The 17549-nt window shown below is 70.2% G+C and carries 16 protein-coding genes; 4 read left to right on the top strand and 12 right to left on the bottom strand.

Annotated features, from left to right (window positions below):
* Window positions 1-98 precede the first annotated feature (98 nt).
* From HY703_00355 to HY703_00310, 10 genes are all read right to left on the bottom strand, one after another.
* Entirely contained in the window at window positions 99-656 is a 558-nt protein-coding gene (locus HY703_00355; protein MBI4543630.1) for a hypothetical protein, read from the bottom strand.
* A 776-nt stretch (window positions 657-1432) separates the two neighbouring features.
* Complete coding sequence (locus tag HY703_00350; GenBank protein ID MBI4543629.1) at window positions 1433-1831, bottom strand: type II toxin-antitoxin system VapC family toxin; 399 nt, start codon at window positions 1829-1831, stop codon at window positions 1433-1435.
* On the bottom strand, window positions 1828-2082 hold the full coding sequence (locus tag HY703_00345; GenBank protein ID MBI4543628.1) for an antitoxin: 255 nt from the start codon (window positions 2080-2082) through the stop codon (window positions 1828-1830). The genes HY703_00350 and HY703_00345 overlap by 4 nt, the downstream gene beginning before the upstream one ends.
* Before the next feature lie 317 nt (window positions 2083-2399).
* Complete coding sequence (gene gatB / locus HY703_00340) at window positions 2400-3908, bottom strand: Asp-tRNA(Asn)/Glu-tRNA(Gln) amidotransferase subunit GatB (protein ID MBI4543627.1); 1509 nt, start codon at window positions 3906-3908, stop codon at window positions 2400-2402.
* 4 nt (window positions 3909-3912) lie between these two features.
* The gene (gene gatA / locus HY703_00335; GenBank protein ID MBI4543626.1) at window positions 3913-5367 is read right to left on the bottom strand and encodes an Asp-tRNA(Asn)/Glu-tRNA(Gln) amidotransferase subunit GatA; all 1455 of its coding nucleotides are present in this window, start codon (window positions 5365-5367) and stop codon (window positions 3913-3915) included.
* On the bottom strand, window positions 5364-5744 hold the full coding sequence (gatC, locus tag HY703_00330; GenBank protein MBI4543625.1) for an Asp-tRNA(Asn)/Glu-tRNA(Gln) amidotransferase subunit GatC: 381 nt from the start codon (window positions 5742-5744) through the stop codon (window positions 5364-5366). The genes gatA and gatC overlap by 4 nt, the downstream gene beginning before the upstream one ends.
* 3 nt (window positions 5745-5747) lie before the next feature.
* Complete coding sequence (locus HY703_00325) at window positions 5748-8018, bottom strand: UvrD-helicase domain-containing protein (GenBank protein ID MBI4543624.1); 2271 nt, start codon at window positions 8016-8018, stop codon at window positions 5748-5750.
* The gene (locus HY703_00320) at window positions 8015-9229 is read right to left on the bottom strand and encodes a HAMP domain-containing histidine kinase (GenBank protein ID MBI4543623.1); all 1215 of its coding nucleotides are present in this window, start codon (window positions 9227-9229) and stop codon (window positions 8015-8017) included. Before HY703_00320 ends, HY703_00325 begins: the two co-directional genes overlap by 4 nt.
* A 96-nt stretch (window positions 9230-9325) precedes the next feature.
* Window positions 9326-10606, bottom strand: coding sequence for a serine--tRNA ligase (gene serS, locus HY703_00315; protein ID MBI4543622.1), 1281 nt, complete (start codon window positions 10604-10606; stop codon window positions 9326-9328).
* A 72-nt stretch (window positions 10607-10678) separates the two neighbouring features.
* Window positions 10679-11233, bottom strand: a complete 555-nt coding sequence (locus tag HY703_00310) for a hypothetical protein (GenBank protein MBI4543621.1) — start codon at window positions 11231-11233, stop codon at window positions 10679-10681.
* A gap of 304 nt (window positions 11234-11537) precedes the next feature.
* On the opposite strand from HY703_00310, the gene HY703_00305 reads away from it, so the two are divergent.
* From HY703_00305 to HY703_00290, 4 genes are read left to right on the top strand one after another with little or no spacing between them, the layout of a single operon-like run.
* On the top strand, window positions 11538-11918 hold the full coding sequence (locus HY703_00305; GenBank protein MBI4543620.1) for a response regulator: 381 nt from the start codon (window positions 11538-11540) through the stop codon (window positions 11916-11918).
* The gene (locus HY703_00300) at window positions 11908-12966 is read left to right on the top strand and encodes a mannose-1-phosphate guanylyltransferase (GenBank protein MBI4543619.1); all 1059 of its coding nucleotides are present in this window, start codon (window positions 11908-11910) and stop codon (window positions 12964-12966) included. Before HY703_00305 ends, HY703_00300 begins: the two co-directional genes overlap by 11 nt.
* Window positions 12967-14187, top strand: coding sequence for a hypothetical protein (locus HY703_00295; GenBank protein ID MBI4543618.1), 1221 nt, complete (start codon window positions 12967-12969; stop codon window positions 14185-14187). It begins immediately after the preceding gene.
* Complete coding sequence (locus tag HY703_00290; GenBank protein MBI4543617.1) at window positions 14184-15005, top strand: MBL fold metallo-hydrolase; 822 nt, start codon at window positions 14184-14186, stop codon at window positions 15003-15005. Before HY703_00295 ends, HY703_00290 begins: the two co-directional genes overlap by 4 nt.
* On the opposite strand, the gene rseP is transcribed toward HY703_00290, so the two are convergent.
* Window positions 15000-16400 carry an RIP metalloprotease RseP gene (gene rseP / locus HY703_00285; GenBank protein MBI4543616.1) on the bottom strand — a complete coding sequence of 467 codons (1401 nt, stop codon included), beginning with the start codon at window positions 16398-16400 and terminating at the stop codon, window positions 15000-15002. The genes HY703_00290 and rseP overlap by 6 nt on opposite strands.
* Window positions 16394-17545: a 1-deoxy-D-xylulose-5-phosphate reductoisomerase gene (locus HY703_00280; protein MBI4543615.1), complete on the bottom strand. Its 1152-nt coding sequence runs from the start codon at window positions 17543-17545 to the stop codon at window positions 16394-16396. The genes rseP and HY703_00280 overlap by 7 nt, the downstream gene beginning before the upstream one ends.
* Window positions 17546-17549: the final 4 nt, after the last annotated feature.

Here is a 17549-nt window from a genome sequence, read left to right as displayed (position 1 = left end):
TGCGGCGCATGAAGCGTCTCTAAGCGGGCAGCCGCGAAACGCATTCAACTTGTCTACGTCCGCATTCGGATGCAAGACTCAAAACGTCTATTCTGCGATTAAAATGTCAGCCGGAGCGGATGGACCACGCGCTCGCAAAAGGTCTCCAATGGCGCCAGGAGGTTGCCTGGGCTGAGATCTGAGGGACGGCGGTCGAGCAGACGCCGGGCGAAGCGCCGAAGCATCTGCGCTGTAACGCCTCCTGAGGCGGCCGCGCGCGCCCAGGAGAGCCCGGGCTCCTTCTGCGCGATGCAGCGGAGCAGCACGAGCCAATCGATGAAGTCTTCCAGCCGGCCGCAGGCCCGCAAGGCGTCGGTCCGATGCCACTGCTCCCACAGGGCTCCGCGGCCGGTGTGCAGGGCAACGGCGAGGGCCTTGATCGAGCGGAAGGGCGGATCTTGCTTGCAGGCTACGCACAGGGCCGAGCGCAGCCCGGCGGGAATCTCGCGAGTTCTTGCGAGCCCGCCTGCCAGCCGGCCCAGGCAGTTCTGCGCTGCGGCGCGACCAACCAGGGTCCCCAGGCGGATGTGGACCTCGCTGCGTGGAATGACGAAGTCCGCATCGGCGGGGGAATCTGTGCTGCCGCGCGCCGGAGTCCCATCCACGATGAGAATCACAGCCGGTAAGGCTGAAGCGTCGCCGAGCGGCTGTAAACTTTCTCGCCACGCGTTGGCGCCCGCGTCGCTGATCAGGACGGCCCAACTGGATGCCTCAGCCCAGGCCAGAGCCTCTTGGGGTTTCGAGGTAAGCCGTGCATGGTCAAAGCCGGCCAGCGCGTGCCGCAGAGCTTGCAGGCCGCCAGGGTCACAACTGAGTCCAATAACCATAGCCACGCGTCGCCCAGACGGAGATCGCGGCAATAACCGGCGCCGAGCTCCCAGACTACTGCGTTGAGGAGGGGGCGGCGGCGCCGACGGAAGGATGCACTACCCCTCATGTATATAGATGCCGGCCGAGGCCAAAACCTTACAAACGGCCCAGGGCGACCGGCCGGCGCATGTGACCAGGACCGGGTGTAACTCCCGGTTCGACAGAGAATTAGAAACAAGACGGAGGGACATGCGCCCACCCCACTCGCCGCCAGCGCAGGCCGGCACAGGCTGGCCCACGAGCCGCGGGGAACGCCGTGGAGCCTCCCACCCAGGTTTCGCTAGACCGCAAGCATTGCTGCCTGCGCCAAGCCTGGGTCGCCCCCGCCGTGGCGCAATAGCAAAATGGGACGGGGATACGACAAAGTGTGATAGGGTTGCGGTCCGAGCCGTGGGGGACTCGCTGGCTCGCTGTACGGGGTGGTTAAGCTCGACGACCTGCGAGAGCACCTAGAGTGGGGCGGCGGTACACGCCGTAATATTACGGTAGGCGGCAGGAGCGAAGGTGCGGGGCCGCGTCTTTTCTACACCTGCATCCGCCTGATGCCGGGAATGCCGTCGAACCCGGTATCGAAGGACATGATCTCGGTGATATCGTAGCGCTGCATGATCGCCGTATGCAGCGAATCACGGGCGGAAAGCTGCGGCGTTCCGTGGAGGATCCGCTTGGCGCGCTCCACGTCTTCGAGTTCAATCGGGAACACGCCGTCAACGACCCCCAGGATCGCGTCGAATGCCGGTTGGATGGCGTCGCGCCGGTTGATCGCGGTGTAACGGTGCAGGATCTCCTGCAGCACTTCCGCGTCCGTTACGAGACGCTCAGCCGCGTTGATCGCGCGCTCCAGGAGCCGCTGTGCATCGCTCTTATGTGGGTGAGGCGCCCCCACGAGGTACATGGGGATGTTGGAGTCGACCAGGGTCACGTGTCGGTGGTTATAGAGCCGCGCTCGATCTCACGCAGCATGGTCTCTACATCCGCAGTAGGGAAGGAGTGCCTGGCGGCAGCTCTGACGGCATCGAGCTTGCGTTCGGTATCCCGCAGCGGCTCCTGCCGCCGCGCAGCCCGCAGCGCCTGGCGCACCCACTCGGCTACCGTCACGCGCTTCCTGCGCGCGATCTTCTCGATCTCCCGGTATTCGCGTTCCGGGAGGAGAACCTGCAGGCGCTTACTCATGCCGTGAGTCTAAATGCCTCATTTCGCTGAGTCAAGTCCCCATGGTCCGATCGGTGGGCAAGCCCAGGAGGCTCTCGAGTTGCTCGGCTGAGAACGCGGCAAAGAGAAGTGGGCCGGCGGGCTCGAGGGCGGCTGGCGGCAGCGACCAGGCGGAGCTTCCGGAGTTCGGGGCCTGATCGGTGTGATTTGGCCACTCCTATTTTGGGCGCGAGCCGGGCGGGCCGGATGGGTTAGCTCGAGAGCCTGTGGGCGGGCTAGCGGAGCTCTTCCCGGATGAGAGCACTCAAATAGAGCGCTGGATACGGGCTGCCGCCCTCCTACTCGAGCTTGCGGCGCAGGATCTCGCTTGCCTGCCGGGGATCGGCCTTGCCGCCCGAGCGGCGCATGAGCTGGCCCATGAGGAAGGCGAGCAGCTTCGCCTCGCCTGCGCGGTAGCGCTCGGCCTCGGCGGGGAAGGCGGCCAGGACCTCATCGGCCCAGCCCTCGAGCTGCGCCTGGTCGCGCACCTGCGCCAGCCCTTCCTGCTGGACGATCAGGGCGGGCGGCAGTCCGGTCTCGGCCATGCGGGCAAAGACGTGGCGCGCCATGGTGGTGGAGAGCGTGCCGTCCGCCACCAGAGCGATGAGCTGGGCCAGCCGGTCGGGGGTGATGGGGAGCTCCGTGATGGCGCACTGCCGCTGGTTGAGCCAGGCCAGCACCTCGGTCATGACCCAGTTGCTGGCCGCTTTGGGGTCCGCGGCCGCGCCGGCGAGCGCCTCATAGTAATCGGCCACGGCGCGGGTGGCCGTGAGGACCTCGGCGTCGTAATCGGGAAGCCCGTACTGCTCGCGGAACCGGCGGGCGCGCGCGCCCGGCAGCTCGGGCAGGGCCGCGCCTAGCGCCTCAATTCGCGACCGCTCGAGCACCAGCGGGGGCAGGTCGGGGTCGGGGAAGTAGCGGTAGTCGTGACTTTCCTCCTTCGAGCGCATGGGCCGCGCCTCGCCCCGGGCGGCGTCCCAGAGCAGCGTCTCGTGCTCGACCGTGCCCCCGGACTCGAGCAGCGCGACCTGCCGCTCGATCTCGTAGGCCAGCGCCCGCTCGACGTTGGCAAACGAGTTCATGTTCTTGACTTCCGTCTTGGTCCCGAACGTCACGCTCCCAGCCGGCCGCACGGAGACGTTGGCGTCGACCCGCAGGCTGCCCTTCTCCATGTCGCAGTCGCTGACCTCGAGGTACTCGAGCACCTGCTTGAGCCGCCCCAGGAACGCGCGCGCTTCCTCGGGCGAGGCGAGGTCCGGCTCGGTGACGATCTCGATGAGCGGCACCCCCGCCCGGTTCAGGTCCACGGCCGTCTTGCCCGCGAACCGGTCGTGCAGTGACTTCCCCGCGTCCTCCTCGAGATGGATGCGCCGGATCCGGATGCGCCTGCCCGGTGGGGGGCTGCGCCCCTGCGTCCCTGCGTCCCTCTGTCCCGATCCCGATCCCGATCCCGACCCCGATCCCGGATCCGTCGTCCCCCGCGTCTCCACCTCCAGCCAGCCGGCGGTGGCCAGCGGCCGGTCGTACTGCGTGATCTGGTAGCCCTTGGGCAGGTCCGGGTAGAAGTAGTTCTTGCGCGCGAAGATGCTGGTCTGGTGGATGGTGCAGTTGAGCCCCAGTGCGGCGCGTACGCCCAGCTCGACGGCCGCGGCGTTGATGACCGGCAGCGCGCCGGGCAGCCCCAGGCACACCGGGCACACGTGGCTATTCGGCTCGGCGCCGAACTCCGCGGAATTGCCGCAGAACATCTTGGTGGCCGTCTTGAGCTGGACGTGCACCTCGAGTCCGATGACCGGCTGGTAGCTCATGCGACTACTCCCCGAGTGCCCGCTCGAGTGCGGCCGCGGCGCGGATCATGGCCGCCTCGTTCCAGCGGTTGGCAAGCAGTTGCCCGCCCACGGGCAAGCCGTCCACCTCCCCGATGGGCATGGTGAGCCCGGGGATGCCAGCCAGGTTGGCGGTCACCGTGAACACGTCTTCCAGGTACATCTGGTAGGGGTCCTCCAGCTTCTCGCCCAGCCGGAACGCGGGCGCGGGCGTGGTGGGCGTGAGGATGACGTCGACGCCATCCTGGAACACGCGCCGGAAGTCGAGCGTGATGAGCGCGCGCACGCGCTGGGCACGGCCGTAGTATTCGTCGTAGTAGCCGGCGGAGAGCGCGTAGGTCCCCAGCATGATGCGGCGCTTGACCTCGGCGCCAAAGCCCCGCGACCGGGTCTCCTGGTAGACGGCGAGTGTAGAATCGGCGGACGGCGCCCGCAATCCATAGCGCACGCCATCGTAGCGGGCCAGGTTACTCGAGGCCTCGGCCGGCGCAATGATGTAGTAGGTGGGAATGGCGTAGGGTGTGTGCGGCAGCGACACGCTGCGCACCTCGGCGCCGGCCGCCCTGAGCCGCTCCGCCGCCTGCCGGCACAGACTGCCCACACTCGAGTCGAGCTGGGGCGGGAAGTACTCCTCGGGCACGCCCACGACGAGCCCGCGGGCGCCGCGCTCGAGCTCGGCGGCCAGGTCCGGTACGGGGCGCTTGGCGGCGGTCGAATCCAGCGGGTCCGGCCCGGCGATCACCTCCAGCAGGAGCGCGGCGTCGGCCACCGTTCGTCCGAACGTGCCTATCTGGTCGAGCGAGGAGGCGAAGGCCACCAGCCCGTAGCGGCTCACGCGGCCGTAAGTGGGCTTGATGCCCACGACGCCGCACAGCGCTGCAGGCTGGCGCACCGAGCCGCCGGTGTCCGAGCCCAGTGCGGCGGGCACCAGCCCCGCGGCCACCGCTGCCGCCGACCCGCCCGAGGAGCCGCCCGGCACGCGGCTGCGGTCGTGGGGGTTGTGCGTCGGCCCGTAGGCCGAATTCTCGGTAGACGAGCCCATGGCGAACTCGTCCAGGTTGGTCTTCCCGATCACGACCGCGCCCGCCTGCCGCAGCCGGCGCACGGCCGTGGCCTCGAAGGGCGAGCGGTACCCCTCCAGGATCCGCGAGCCGCAGGTCGTCGGGAAGTCCAACGTGCAAATGTTGTCTTTGATGGCTACCGGAACGCCGGTGAGGGGCCCGGCCGCTTCGCCTGCGGCGGCCGCCTCGTCCACGGCTGCGGCCGCGGCGGCCGCCGCCTCCGCGTCGTAGCAGAGGAACGCGTTCAGGCTGTCCGGCCCGACGTGCGTGCGCTGGATGGCTTCGATCGCCGCGCGCGCCTCCGCCGCAGCCGAGCGCCACCCGGCCCGCACGTCCTCCACCAGCTCGCGGATCGAGGGCAGCGCCTGAGGCACCGTCATGGCGCCCCCGGCAGGTCTTCCGGCGCTGGCCGCCCAGCGGGCTCCGCGGCCGCCTTGTCCTCGAACGCCTCCTCCAGCTCGGCCGTGTCCAGTGCCGCCAGCCGCGGCACGGTGAAGAAGCCGTCCTCCCAGGAGGGCGCCAGGGCGCGCGGCGCCAGTTGCAGCGCGTCCGGTCCCACGTCCTTGCCGCGCAGCGGCGCCTCCCATTCGGCGGCGCCGCCTACTGCCTCGACCCCCTCGACCTCGACCTCGGCCAGCGCGCGCATGTGCTCGAGGATGCTGTTGAGCTGCACCGTCAGCCTCTCCACCTCACTCGCCGTGAGCCGTAGCCGGGCCAGCCCAGCCACGTGCAGCACGTCCTCCCGCGAAACAGCCAAGTCTCACAACTCCTTTTGCAGGTTGGCGTAACGCACAAACACCTTCTTGCGGCCGTAGCCCTCGAATTCGATCACCGCCTTCAGGTCAGAGCCCAGGCCGGAAAGCTCGCGGATCGTCCCCCGGCCGAAGTGCGGGTGGCGCACTCGCTCCCCCTTCACGAAGCGGGGAGCATCCTGCGTGTCCGCGTAGTCCACCACCAGCTCCCCCATGCCGTCTCCCCGAGCACCCCCGGCCCTGCTGCGCCGCCCCCTCAGCTCTCGCCGCCATCCGCCCGACTGCCCCGCGCGCAGTCGCGCCAGCGCGGGCGTCTCCTGCCGCTCGAGCAGCGCCTCCGGGATGGGCTCGAGAAAGCTCGAAGGGATGCAGCTCATCAGCTCGGCAGCGCGCCGCCGCGTGCGCGCGTGGCTCAGGAACAGCTTGTGCTGCGCCCGCGTGATGCCCACGTAGAAGAGGCGCCGCTCCTCCTCCAGCTCGGCCGGCTCGTCGTAGGCCCGCGCCAGCGGGAAGAGGCCGTCCTCCAGACCAGTGATGAAGACGAAGGGGAACTCGAGCCCCTTGGCGTTATGCAGCGTCATGAGCGTGACCGCGTTGGCCTGGGGGTCGTGCCGGTCCACGTCCGTCAGCAGCGAGACCTTCTGCAGGAACAGGTCGAGCGACGTAGCACCCTCTGCGACGTCGTCCTCCTCCGCCTCCTCGGCCGCACCTGCATCGAAGCTGTGCGCACTGGCCAGCAGCTCGCGCACGTTCTCGATGCGCTCCTCCCCCTCAGGCCCCTCCTGGCGCAGGGCATCGAGCAGGCGGACCTCGCGGATCAGTTGCTCGATCAGCTCTCCCACCGGCAGCTCCGCGGCCAGCGCCCGGAACCGCTCGACCAGCGCGGCGAAGCCCACCAGCGCGGCAGCGCCCGCGCTGGTCAAGCCGTCGCACTCGGCGGCGCGGGCCGCCGCCTCGACCGGCGTAAGCCCGCCAGCCGACGCCCAGGCCAGCAGTCGGTTGCGGGAGACGTCGCCGATACCCCGTCGGGGGTAGTTGGCCACGCGCTCGAAGGCGGCCGCGTCGCGCGGGTTCGAGAGCAGCCGCAGGTAAGCCAGTACGTCCATGATCTCGCGGCGCTCGTAGAAGCGGGTGCCGCCCACGATCTGGTAGGGCAGGTCGCGGCGGCGCAGCGCCTCCTCCAGCGCCCGTGACTGCGCATTGGTACGGTAGAGCACGACAAAATCGCGCAGCGACCGCTCCGCGGACCCGGCCAGCCGCGTCTCGATCTCCCCCGCGATCCAGTTCGCCTCGTCGCGTTCGTCCAGCGCCTCGACCTGCGTCAGCAGCTCGCCCGCCGCCGCCTCCGTGCGCAGGGTCTTGCCCTTGCGGCGGACGTTTTCAGCGATCACCCGGTTGGCGGCGTCCAGGATGCGGCGGGTCGAGCGATAGTTCTGCTCCAGGCGCACGACTCGCGCCTGCGGAAAGTCCTGCTCGAACTCTAGGATGTTGCGGATGTCCGCGCCCCGCCAGCCGTAAATGGACTGGTCGTCATCGCCCACCACCATGATGTTGGCGTGCTGCCGCGCCAGCAGTTCGAGCAGCTTGTACTGCGCGTGGTTGGTGTCCTGATATTCGTCCACCAGCAGGAAATGGAAGCGTCCCCGGTACATGGCCAGCACCGGCGGATGCTCCGCCAGCAGCTCGACGGGATAGACCAGCAGGTCGTCGAAATCGAAGGCGTTCTGCTCTTTGAGCGCCGCCTGATACGCCTCGTACACGCCGGCCACGACCCGGGCGAAGGGGTCGAAGGCCTGACCAGCGTACGCGGCCGGCCCGACGAGCTGATTCTTGGCCGAGGAAATGGCCGCGTGCACCGCCTTCGGATGCCAGCGCTTGGTCGAGAGGTTGAGCCGCTCCATGGCTCGCTTCACCTCGCGCAACGCCTGCTCGGCGTCGTAGATGCCGAAGTTGGGCGCCCAGCCCAGCCGGGCGGCGTGGCGCCGCAGCAGCCGGGCGCCAATGGCGTGGAAGGTGCCCATCCACATGCCGGCCGGCTCCCGATTCAGCAGGCGCCGGATGCGCTGTCGCATCTCCCCCGCCGCCTTGTTGGTAAAGGTCACGGCCAGGATGCAGGCGGGGTCCACGCCGTGCTCCTGCACCAGGTGGGCGACGCGGGTGGTAAGCACGCGCGTCTTTCCGGAGCCCGCACCCGCCAGCACCAGCAGCGGCCCCTCAAAATGATGGACCGCTTCCTGCTGCTCCGGGTTGAGCCCGGCAAGATAGCTCGAGTCGCTCATGGGTTCCTGAATACCCTTCCGCGACTGTCCCGCTCCCTCCACGCCGGCAGCACGACCTCGAACACGGTACCACCCCGCCGCCGCGCCCGCACCGTGATCCGGCCGCCGTGGTAGCGCTCGACGATGCGCCGGCTCAAGGACAGGCCCACGCCCCAGCCGCCCGCCTTGGTGGTCGCACCCGGGTCGAACAGCCGGTCGCGCATGGCCGGCGCCACGCCGGGGCCGGTATCTGCCACGGCAAGGCGCACGCGCTCCTGGCCCACCCGGCTCGCCGCCAACAGGATGCGGCCGCCGCGCCCGCCCACGGCATCCAGCGCGTTCTTCACCAGGTTCTCGAGCGCCCAGACCAGCAGCACCCGGCTCGCGCGCACGGGCGGGAGCCCGCGCTGCACGCGCACGCGCAACTCGAGGCCGCCCACGAGTCGCGGCAGCCGCGGCCGCAGGTAGTGCTCGACCTCGGCCAGGACCTCGGCCACCGGGACAGGCTCCAGCCTCGGCGCCTTGCCGATCATCTCGAAGCGGCGCGACACGCGCTCCAGGCGCTCGACGTCCCTCTCGATCTCCTCCGCGATCCGCTCCGCCCCGGCCATGCCCTCGCGCTGCGCCTCCGGCAGTCGCAGCAGCTCGACCCAGCCCGCCAGTGAGGAAAGGGGCGTACCCATCTGGTGCGCCAGTTCCCGGGCCATGGCCGCCCACAGGCGCTCCCGCTCCGCCCGCAGGTTGACGCGGACCAGAGCCCCGGCACCGAGCAGGACCAGCAGCGCGCCCGCCACCTGCAGCCACGGCACCCAGCGCAGCCAGCCCAGCACGGGCGGCGCACCGAAATGGATGGTACCCACCCCCGGTTGCACGATGGGCGGGTTCTGGCGGTCCAGCCGGCGAGCGTAGCGCAGCACTCGCTCGCGGTCCGCGGCACGGGGCAGATCGGCCTGGAAGGGGAGGTTCACCCAGGCGAAGGGCTGGCCGTCCGCGCTGAGCGCGACGATGGGCACGCCCAGCTCCTTGAGCGCGTCCTGCAGCCCGACCAGCGACTCGAGCGGCGCATCCTCTTCCGGCGAGAGCAGCCCCCGCTGCACCAGCGCGTACATGCGCATGTGCACCGCCGCCTCCACCCGGATCTCCCGCACCAGGTGCTCTGTGTACAGGAGGTAGGACCCGAGGATGCCGAGGGACAGCAGGGCCAGCGCTGCGGGCCAGTACCGCCGGTTCATGGGCCTCGAGCGGGGTTGCGGAAAAAGGGCGCCGCCGCGTGCCGCCGCCGTCCGCAGGCCGCCGCCGGCCCGGTCCGGCCGGTCGGACAGCACCGGCTAGCCGATCCGGTCCCTGCCGGCGTATTCCGCCAGGGCGGGCGGCAGCCGCACACTACCATCCGCCTGCTGGTAGGTCTCGAGCAGCGCGACCAGCGTGCGGGCCAGCGCCAGCGCGGAGCCGTTCAGCGTGTGCACGAATTCGGGCCGCGCACCGGGCGCGGGCCGGAAGCGGATGTTCGCGCGCCGGGCCTGATAATCGCGGTAGAGCGAGCAGCTCGAAACCTCGAGCCAGCGCCCGACACCCGGCGCCCAGGCCTCGAGGTCGTACGTCTTCGCGTTGGCGAACCCCAGGTCGCCGGCGGCCAGCAGCACGACGCGGTAGCGCAGCCCCAACTGCTGCAAGACCGCCTCCGCGTGGCCGGTCAGCTCCTCCAGCGCGGCGGGCGCGGCGTCAGGCCGCTCGAACCGCACCAGCTCGACCTTGTCGAACTGATGCACGCGCACCAGCCCGCGCGTCTCCTTGCCGTGCGCGCCAGCCTCCCGCCGGAAACAGGGCGTATAGGCCACATAGCGCAGCGGCAGCGCGTCCGGCGGCAGCAACTCCTCTGCGTGCAGGTTCGTGACCGGCACCTCGGCAGTGGGAACAAGATAGAGACCGTCGGCCGCGACGTCGTACATGTCCTCGCCGAATTTGGGCAGGTGCCCCGTGCCTAACGCGGCCTGACGGTTGATCAGCAGCGGCGGCCAGACTTCCGTGTAGCCGTGACTGTGCGCGTGCAGGTCGAGCATGAAGTTGATGAGCGAGCGCTCGAGCTTCGCACCCGCGCCCACGTAAAGGGGGAAGCCGCTCCCCGCGACCTTCGCGCCGCGCGGCAGATCCAGAATGCCCAGCGCCTCGCCCAGCTCCCAGTGCGGGCGCGGCGTGAAGTCGAAGCGCACCTCCGCGCCCCATTCCCGGATCACGCGATTCGCCTCGGCGCCACCCGGCGGCACGTCTTCGTCCGGCAGGTTCGGGATCTGCAGCAGCAGATCGCGCACCGCAGCGTCTACCCCACCCAGCCGCTGCTCCAGCCCGCCGATCCGCTCGCCCAGCTCCCGCATCTCGCCGATCACCTGCTCCGCCTCCGCCGCCCGCCCCTCCCGCCGCAGCCGCGCAACCGACGGCGAAACTTCGTTGCGCCGCGCCCGCAGCGCATCCACCTGCCCGACCAACCCCCGCCGCTGCTCGTCCAGCTCGAGCACCCGCTCCACCAGCCCGCTCAGCTCCGCCTGGCCCCGCCGGCCCAGCCGCTCCCGAACAAGCTGCGGCTCCTCACGCACGCGCTTCGGATCCAGCATGCCCAGAGTAGTTGGTATGCACGTACACCGACATTGGACTACGACGACTCCTCGCTCTGAGGCAGAGCCTCGTCAGTCCTTGGACGGCGGAACGAGCGCCCGATCGTTGCAGTTCGGATTGGCCACAAACATGAAGCGCACACTGCCTCCCGCACTGTCTGCATCCACCACCTGCCCCTTCGCATAGCGGACGCACGCCAGTGCGCCCAGCGCACGCGTGCGCACGATGTACACCCGCTGGCCATGCACGGGCACGCCTTGCGTCCGGCGGAAGGACGCCGTGTCGCCCGGCGCCCGCCTCACCTGATCGAAGGGTTGCACGGAGTCCACGGCAATCGCCGCGCTGGCGTCTGCGCCCGCAAAGACGCCCGCCGGCAGCAGTACGAAGCCGCCGGACGCCTCACTCAGCGCGACGTCCCACGTCCCCGTCGCGGCCGGCGACTCGACAGCGACGCGCCGCAGGTTGTGGAAGTCGTAGGCGGAAGGCAGCCCGAGGAACTCGGGACGGGCCAGCGAGAAGAGCAGGACGGTGTCGGGGCGGGTCTCCCAATCCAGGGGACCCAGATCGTCACCGCACCCCGCGGCCAGCGCCGCGGCGGCTAGAATGAGAACGATCCGAACGCGCACGGCGCCGCTCAACAGGTGATCCAGCAACGACTTTCGAGCAGGGCAGAGTAGTGCGGGCCTGCCGGGCTGTCAACCCCGCGCGCGCGTCACGCGCGCCTCGCTTCGAAGGCGGCGGCTGGCCGCCCCGCCTGCGGCTCCGTTCCGCTTGACACGTCGCCCGGCGCGGGTCTAACCTGTCAGCGGCGGCGGCTCCGGTGCAGGGCGGCCGGTCCGGAGCGAGGCGGGCGGGCAGGCACGCTGGCACGCACGCGCCGTTCATTGTGTGAGGCAGGGGCTTCTCCCACACGCCGCTATGCCCATCACCATGCCGGAGCTTCGACGCCACGTTCTCGTGGTGGATGACGAGCCGTATATCGGCCGGATCATCCAGCTCAAGCTGGAGCACGGCCGCTACAGTGTCGAGCTGGTGCTGGACGGCCGCTCCGCGCTCGAGCGGCTGCGCTCGGATCAGCCGATCGACGTGATTCTGCTGGACATCATGATGCCTCATGTGGGCGGGCTGGATGTGCTCGAGGCGCTGCGCCGGCTGCCGCACCGCCATGCCACGCCGGTGATCATGTTGACCGCCAAGGGTCAGGAGGCGGACCGCGAGCGTGCGGCCGAGCTGGGCGCCACCGACTTCCTCACCAAGCCGTTCAGCCCCAAGAAGCTCCTTGCCCGAATCGACGAGCTCTTTGAGCGGTGAGCCGCCGCTGTGGGCGGTTGTCCTGGCGGGCGGCGTCGGCTCCCGGTTCTGGCCGGTCTCGACGCCGCGGCGGCCCAAGCAGCTTCTGCCCCTGGGCGGGGTGCAGCCACTCCTTGCCGAGACACTCGAGCGAATTGCGCCGCTGGTGCCGCTCCCCCGGCTGCGCGTCCTGACCGGCGCCGCGCTGGCCGACCCGATCCTTTCCGCCGTGCCGGAGCTCGGGCCCGAGAATCTGCTCCTCGAGCCGCAGCCTCGGGGCACCGCGCCGGTGCTGGCTTGGGCGGCCTTCACCATCGTCCGCAGGGAGCCGGACGCTGTCATGGCTTCCCTGCACGCGGACCACGTGATCACGCCGGCTGCGGCTTTCCGCGAGTTGCTGGCCGCCGTCGCGCGTCTGGCCGCGCAGCAGCACCTGCTGTTCACGATTGGCGTCGAGCCTGCCTATCCGGAAACGGGATACGGCTACATCCGCCTCGGCCCGCGGCTGGCCGCCGGCGGCGGTGCCTACGAGGTGGCCGAGTTCGTGGAGAAGCCCGACCGCGCCGCCGCCGAGGCGTACCTGCGCGGGGGCAATCATCTCTGGAACAGCGGCATATTCGTCTGGCGTGCGGCTACCTTCCTCCAGGAGCTCGAGCGCCACACGCCGGAGATCGCGAGCCTCTTACCCCTGCTCGCGCGCGAGGACGTGGCCGGCTTCTTCGAGCGGGCGCCGACGATTTCCGTGGACCAGGCCGTGCTCGAGCGCAGCGACCGCGTTGGCGTCCTGCGGGCGACGTTCCGCTGGGACGACGTCGGGACGTGGGACGCCGTTGGCCGCGTCCGTGCCGCGGACGCCGCCGGCAACGTCCCGGTCGGGGACGTCCATCTGCTGGACGCGGAGCGCTGCATCGCCTGGGCAGAGGACGGCTCCATCGTCGTGTTCGGCGCTAGCGACCTGGTGGTCGTGCGCGCGCACGGCGTGACCCTGGTCGCGCCCCGCGAGCGCAGCGCCGAGCTGAAGGAGCTGCTCGCCCGGCTCCCCGAGCGGCTGCGCAGCCCGGAGGCGTGAATGGCCGAGCCCGCCCTGGTCCTGTTCGACGACCAGATCAGCCGCGACTGGCAGCCCTTCACCCTCACGCGCCCGGCCGGCGAGCTGCTCTTCGGCGTCCTCACCCTGCGCGAACGGGCCGAACGCGTCTTCTCCTTCCCCTGCCTGGGCTACATCACCGAGCCGCACCTCCGCCCGTTTGACGAGCCCGGCGCACCGCCTGTCCTGGATGCCGCCAACCTGCCACACCAGGGCGAGCTGCTTTTCCTCAGCTCCCGCGCCGTGGCCGCCTGGGACAGCACGATCCCACGGGGGAGCAGCCGACTGCTGGCCATGGGCGGCCAGATCTGCGGCTGGTACGCGGCGGCCGGGGAACCCCACCCCCCGCCGGACTTCTTCCTCGCCCCGGACCGCACCGCGCCCCGCGAGCTGCCCGTAGTCGAGCTGGAAGGAAGGCTGCTGGCCAGGGTCTGGGAGCTGGTCACCGAGAACGCCGAGCAGATCGGCCGTGATGTTGCCGCGCTAGCGCCCGCAGGCGCCACCGACCTGCCCCAGGGGTGCTACCGACTGGGTTCCGGGCGAGTCGTGCTCGGGCAGAAGACTCACGTCGAACCGGGCGTCGTCCTCGATACGCGCGAGGGACCGGTCTGGCTCGATGACGGCGCTGCCATTCGCAGCTTCACCCGCCTTGCCGGCCCCGCGTACGTGGGCCGGCAGACGATGGTGCTCGGCGGCTCCTGCGCCGCACTGAGCCTGGGCCCCGTCTGCCGCGTGCGGGGCGAGGTCGAGGAGAGCGTAATCCTCGGCTACTCGAACAAGGCTCACGACGGCTTCCTCGGCCACGCCTACCTCGGCCGCTGGGTCAACCTGGGCGCACTCACCACGAACAGCGATCTCAAGAACAATTACGGCACGATCCGCATCTGGACGCCGGCGGGCGAGGTGGACAGCGGGCGCATCAAGCTGGGATGCCTGCTGGGCGACCACGTGAAGACGGCCATTGGCACGATGCTCAACACGGGGACGGTGGTGGGCGCGGGATCGAACCTGTTCGGCCCGGCCATGCCCCCGAAGTATGTGCCGCCGTTCAGTTGGGGCGGCGGTGAGGAGTTGCGGGAGTACGAGCTGGAAAAATTCCTGGCCACGGCGGAAACCGTGATGCGGCGGCGGAAGCTAGAAATGACGGCCGCGCAGCGCGGGCTGCTGCGCGGCGCGTGGCGGCGCGGTAGGGGCTGGGAATGAGGGTTACCGTGCTGGGCAGCGGCAGCACGGGGAACGCGACGCTGGTCGAGGCGGAGGGCGTGTGCGTGCTCGTGGACGCCGGCCTCAGCGGGCGCGACCTCGAGCAGCGGCTTCATTCGGTTGGTGTCGAGCCCCGCCGCCTCGCCGGCATCCTGATCACCCACGACCACGGCGACCATACCCGTGGCATGGGCGTGCTCGCCCGCCGCTTCGGCACGCCGCTGTACCTCACGTCCGCAACGCAGCGGGCGTGCAACAGTCTGTTGAACGGGAAGGAGGAGCTTCGGAGCTACACCGTGGCGCACCCCTTTCGCATCGGCCCCCTCGAGATCCAGCCGTTTCTGACCGCCCACGACGCCGCCGACCCGGTCGCCGTGACGCTGCACCACGTGGGCCCCGGTCACAAGCTGGGGATCGCCACCGATCTGGGCCGCCCCACGCTGGCCGTGCGCCACGCCCTCGCCGGCTGCCACCTGCTGGTGCTCGAAGCCAACCACGACGACGCCATGCTGTGGAACGGGCCGTACCCGTGGCCGGTGAAACAGCGCATCAGCTCGAGCCACGGGCACCTGTCCAATCGCGAGTCCGCGCAGTTTGCGCGCGAGCTGCACCACTACGCCCTGGCAGGCGTGGTGCTCGCTCACCTGAGCGAGCATTGCAATGATCCGGGGCTGGCCCGCGATGTCGTGGGGCGAGCGCTGGCGGCCGGCGGCTACCGCGGCCCGCTGCTGGTCGCGATGCAGGATCGGCCGCTCGAGCCGCTGGACGTGGAAGCAATGCGCCGCCGCGCGCGCCCCGAGCAGCTCTCGCTCTTATAGCCCGAAGAGCCGCAGCACGTCGCTGGCCAGCGCCCAGACCATGAGAGCCAGCACGATGACCAGGCCGGCCTGCGTGAGGCGCATGCGCTGCTCGAGAGAGAGTGCACGGCCGCGCACGCCTTCGACGGCGAGGAAGAGCAGGTGCCCGCCATCCAGCACGGGGATAGGGAGCAGGTTGAGGACGGCGAGGTTAAGCGACAGGATGGCCATGAAGTTGAGCAGTTGCTCGAGTCCGGCGCGCGCCACCCGGCCGCTGAGCTGTCCGATCAGGATGGGCCCGCCCAGGTTGCGGGGCGAGACCTCGCCCGTCACCAGGTCGCCCAGGAAGCCGACGATCCGGTCGACCCACCCCCAGGTCTCGCCGGCCGCGTAGCCCAGCGCCTGGAACGGCCCCAGTTGTCGGCGGGGCACGGCGGAGGCGACGCCGATCCGACCGATCGGCTGCTCGGCGCCGCCGCTCCCGCGGATCTGCTGCACCTCGGGCACGACCCGCAGCGACACCTGCTGGCCGTCGCGCTGGACGCGCAGCGCCAGCGGCTGGCCGCCGCTCGACTCGACGGCCACCACCAACTCCTGGAACTCGTGAATCGGACGGTCACCCACGGCTAGCACGCGGTCGCCGGCCTCGATGCCCGCCCGGTCCGCCGGCCCGTCTTCCATGACCGCACCGATCACGGGCTCCAGCTTGCGCGCGGGCTGCAGCGCCAGCAGGAGCTGGGAGCGGGGTGCCTCACCAGCCGCCAGCCGCAGCCTTGCGGGCGGCGCACCGTCGAAGTGCACGGTGACCGCGCCTGCCGGTGCGGCAAGTATCGCGTCCTCGAGGTCCCGCCAGTCTTCGACCGGCTCCTCGTCCACGGCCGTGACCCGGGCACCGGCGGGGACGCTCGCCAGGGCCTCGGCGCCCGCCGGCAGGCGATCGGCCATGACCCGGCCAATACGCGCTTCCGGCACCTCCGCCACGCCCCAGACGAGCGCGCTGGCGGCAAACACGGCAAAGGCGAAGAAGGTGTTCATGAGCACGCCCGCCGAAATCACCAGCGCTCGCACCGGCAGCGGCTTGGCCTCGAACTCGCGCGGGTCAGGCGGCTCGGGTATCTCGCTCACCAGCCCCACATCGGAGACGACCGCCACCGCCGCGCCGTCTCGCTCAGCCGCGGCACCCTCGATCCGCTCCATCTCCTCCATGCCCGCCATCTTCACGTAGCCGCCCAGCGGCAGCCAGGAGATGACGTACTCCGTCTCGCCCAGGCGGAAGCCCCACAGCCTCGGCCCCAGGCCGATCGAGAAGCGCGGCACGGCAATGTCCACCAGCTTAGCCGTCACGAAATGGCCCAGCTCGTGGACAAAGATGAGAACGCCCAGGACGATTACCGTCGCCAGGATCGTCATCAGCATTGGCGGTCCACCATCTCCTGCGCTACGGCCCGCGCGCTGCGGTCCGCTTCCAGCACGGCTTCCAGCGAAGAGACAGGCAGGGGCGAATGGGCCTCGAGTACGCCCTCGATCACCTCCGCGATGCAGGGGAAGGGCAATTTCTCGGCCAGGAAGCCCGCGACCGCGACCTCGTTGGCCGCGTTATACACCGCCGGCGCAGTGCCGCCCGCGCGCGCCGCCTCGAGCCCCAGGCGGAACGCGGGAAAGCGATCCGGCTCCAGCCGCTCGAAGGTGAGCGGGCCGGCGGCCACGGGATCGAATTCCGCTCGCTGGTCGACGATCCGTTCGGGATGGGTCAGGGCGTACAGGATCGGCAGCTCCATGTTCGGGGCGCCGAGCTGTGCCAGCACAGAGCCGTCCTTAAACTCGACCATCGAGTGGATGATGGATTGCGGGTGCACCACGACCTCGATCCGGTCATACTCCACCCCGAAGAGGAAGTGGGCCTCGATCACTTCCAGGGCTTTGTTCACCAGCGTTGCGGAATCTACCGTGATCTTGGCGCCCATGGCCCAGGTAGGGTGGCGCAGCGCTTCCGCTGGCGTCACCTCGGTCAGGGCTTGGGGCTCGAACATACGGAACGGCCCACCTGACGCGGTCAGGATCAGGCGTCGCGCCTCCCGGGGCGCCGCCCCGCGCAGGCACTGCAGGATCGCACTGTGCTCGCTGTCTACCGGGACCAGCGACCCCCCGCCTCGCTCCAGAGCCTCGAGCACCAGCGGCCCGCCCGCCACCAGCGACTCCTTGTTCGCCAGCGCCAGCCGTTTCCCCGCCTCGAGCGCGGCGATCGTAGCCTCGAGGCCCACCGCCCCCACAATACCATTCAGCACCACGTCCACATCGGGGTGCGTGGCCGCCTCCAGCAGCGCGCCGGTGCCTGTGCGCCATGCCACGCCGGGCGGCGGCGGAGCGGGCAGCGGGGCCTCGGCATCCACTAGCACGGCCAGCTCCGGACCGTAGCACGCCGCCTGCGCGGCCAGCTCTTCGCCCCGCCGGTGCGCGGCCAGCGCGACCAGCCGGAATCGTTCGGGGTGACGCTCGAGCACGGCCAGCGCGCTGCGGCCGATCGAACCGGTGGAACCGAGGAGCGCGACGCCAACAGCCACAGGA

This window comes from Gemmatimonadota bacterium (assembly GCA_016209965.1).
Classification (GTDB): Bacteria; Gemmatimonadota; Gemmatimonadetes; order Longimicrobiales; family RSA9; genus JACQVE01.
This window is presented reverse-complemented; position numbering and strand designations above follow the sequence as displayed.

Coding starts and splice junctions, on each gene's coding strand:
- HY703_00295 (MBI4543618.1), top strand. CDS start 12,967: ATGGCCGAGCCCGCCCTGGTCCTGTTCGACGACCAGATCAGCCGCGAC.
- HY703_00290 (MBI4543617.1), top strand. CDS start 14,184: ATGAGGGTTACCGTGCTGGGCAGCGGCAGCACGGGGAACGCGACGCTG.
- HY703_00305 (MBI4543620.1), top strand. CDS start 11,538: ATGCCGGAGCTTCGACGCCACGTTCTCGTGGTGGATGACGAGCCGTAT.
- HY703_00325 (MBI4543624.1), bottom strand. CDS start 8,018: ATGAGCGACTCGAGCTATCTTGCCGGGCTCAACCCGGAGCAGCAGGAA.
- rseP (MBI4543616.1), bottom strand. CDS start 16,400: ATGCTGATGACGATCCTGGCGACGGTAATCGTCCTGGGCGTTCTCATC.
- serS (MBI4543622.1), bottom strand. CDS start 10,606: ATGCTGGATCCGAAGCGCGTGCGTGAGGAGCCGCAGCTTGTTCGGGAG.
- HY703_00345 (MBI4543628.1), bottom strand. CDS start 2,082: ATGAGTAAGCGCCTGCAGGTTCTCCTCCCGGAACGCGAATACCGGGAG.
- gatB (MBI4543627.1), bottom strand. CDS start 3,908: ATGAGCTACCAGCCGGTCATCGGACTCGAGGTGCACGTCCAGCTCAAG.
- gatA (MBI4543626.1), bottom strand. CDS start 5,367: ATGACGGTGCCTCAGGCGCTGCCCTCGATCCGCGAGCTGGTGGAGGAC.
- HY703_00320 (MBI4543623.1), bottom strand. CDS start 9,229: ATGAACCGGCGGTACTGGCCCGCAGCGCTGGCCCTGCTGTCCCTCGGC.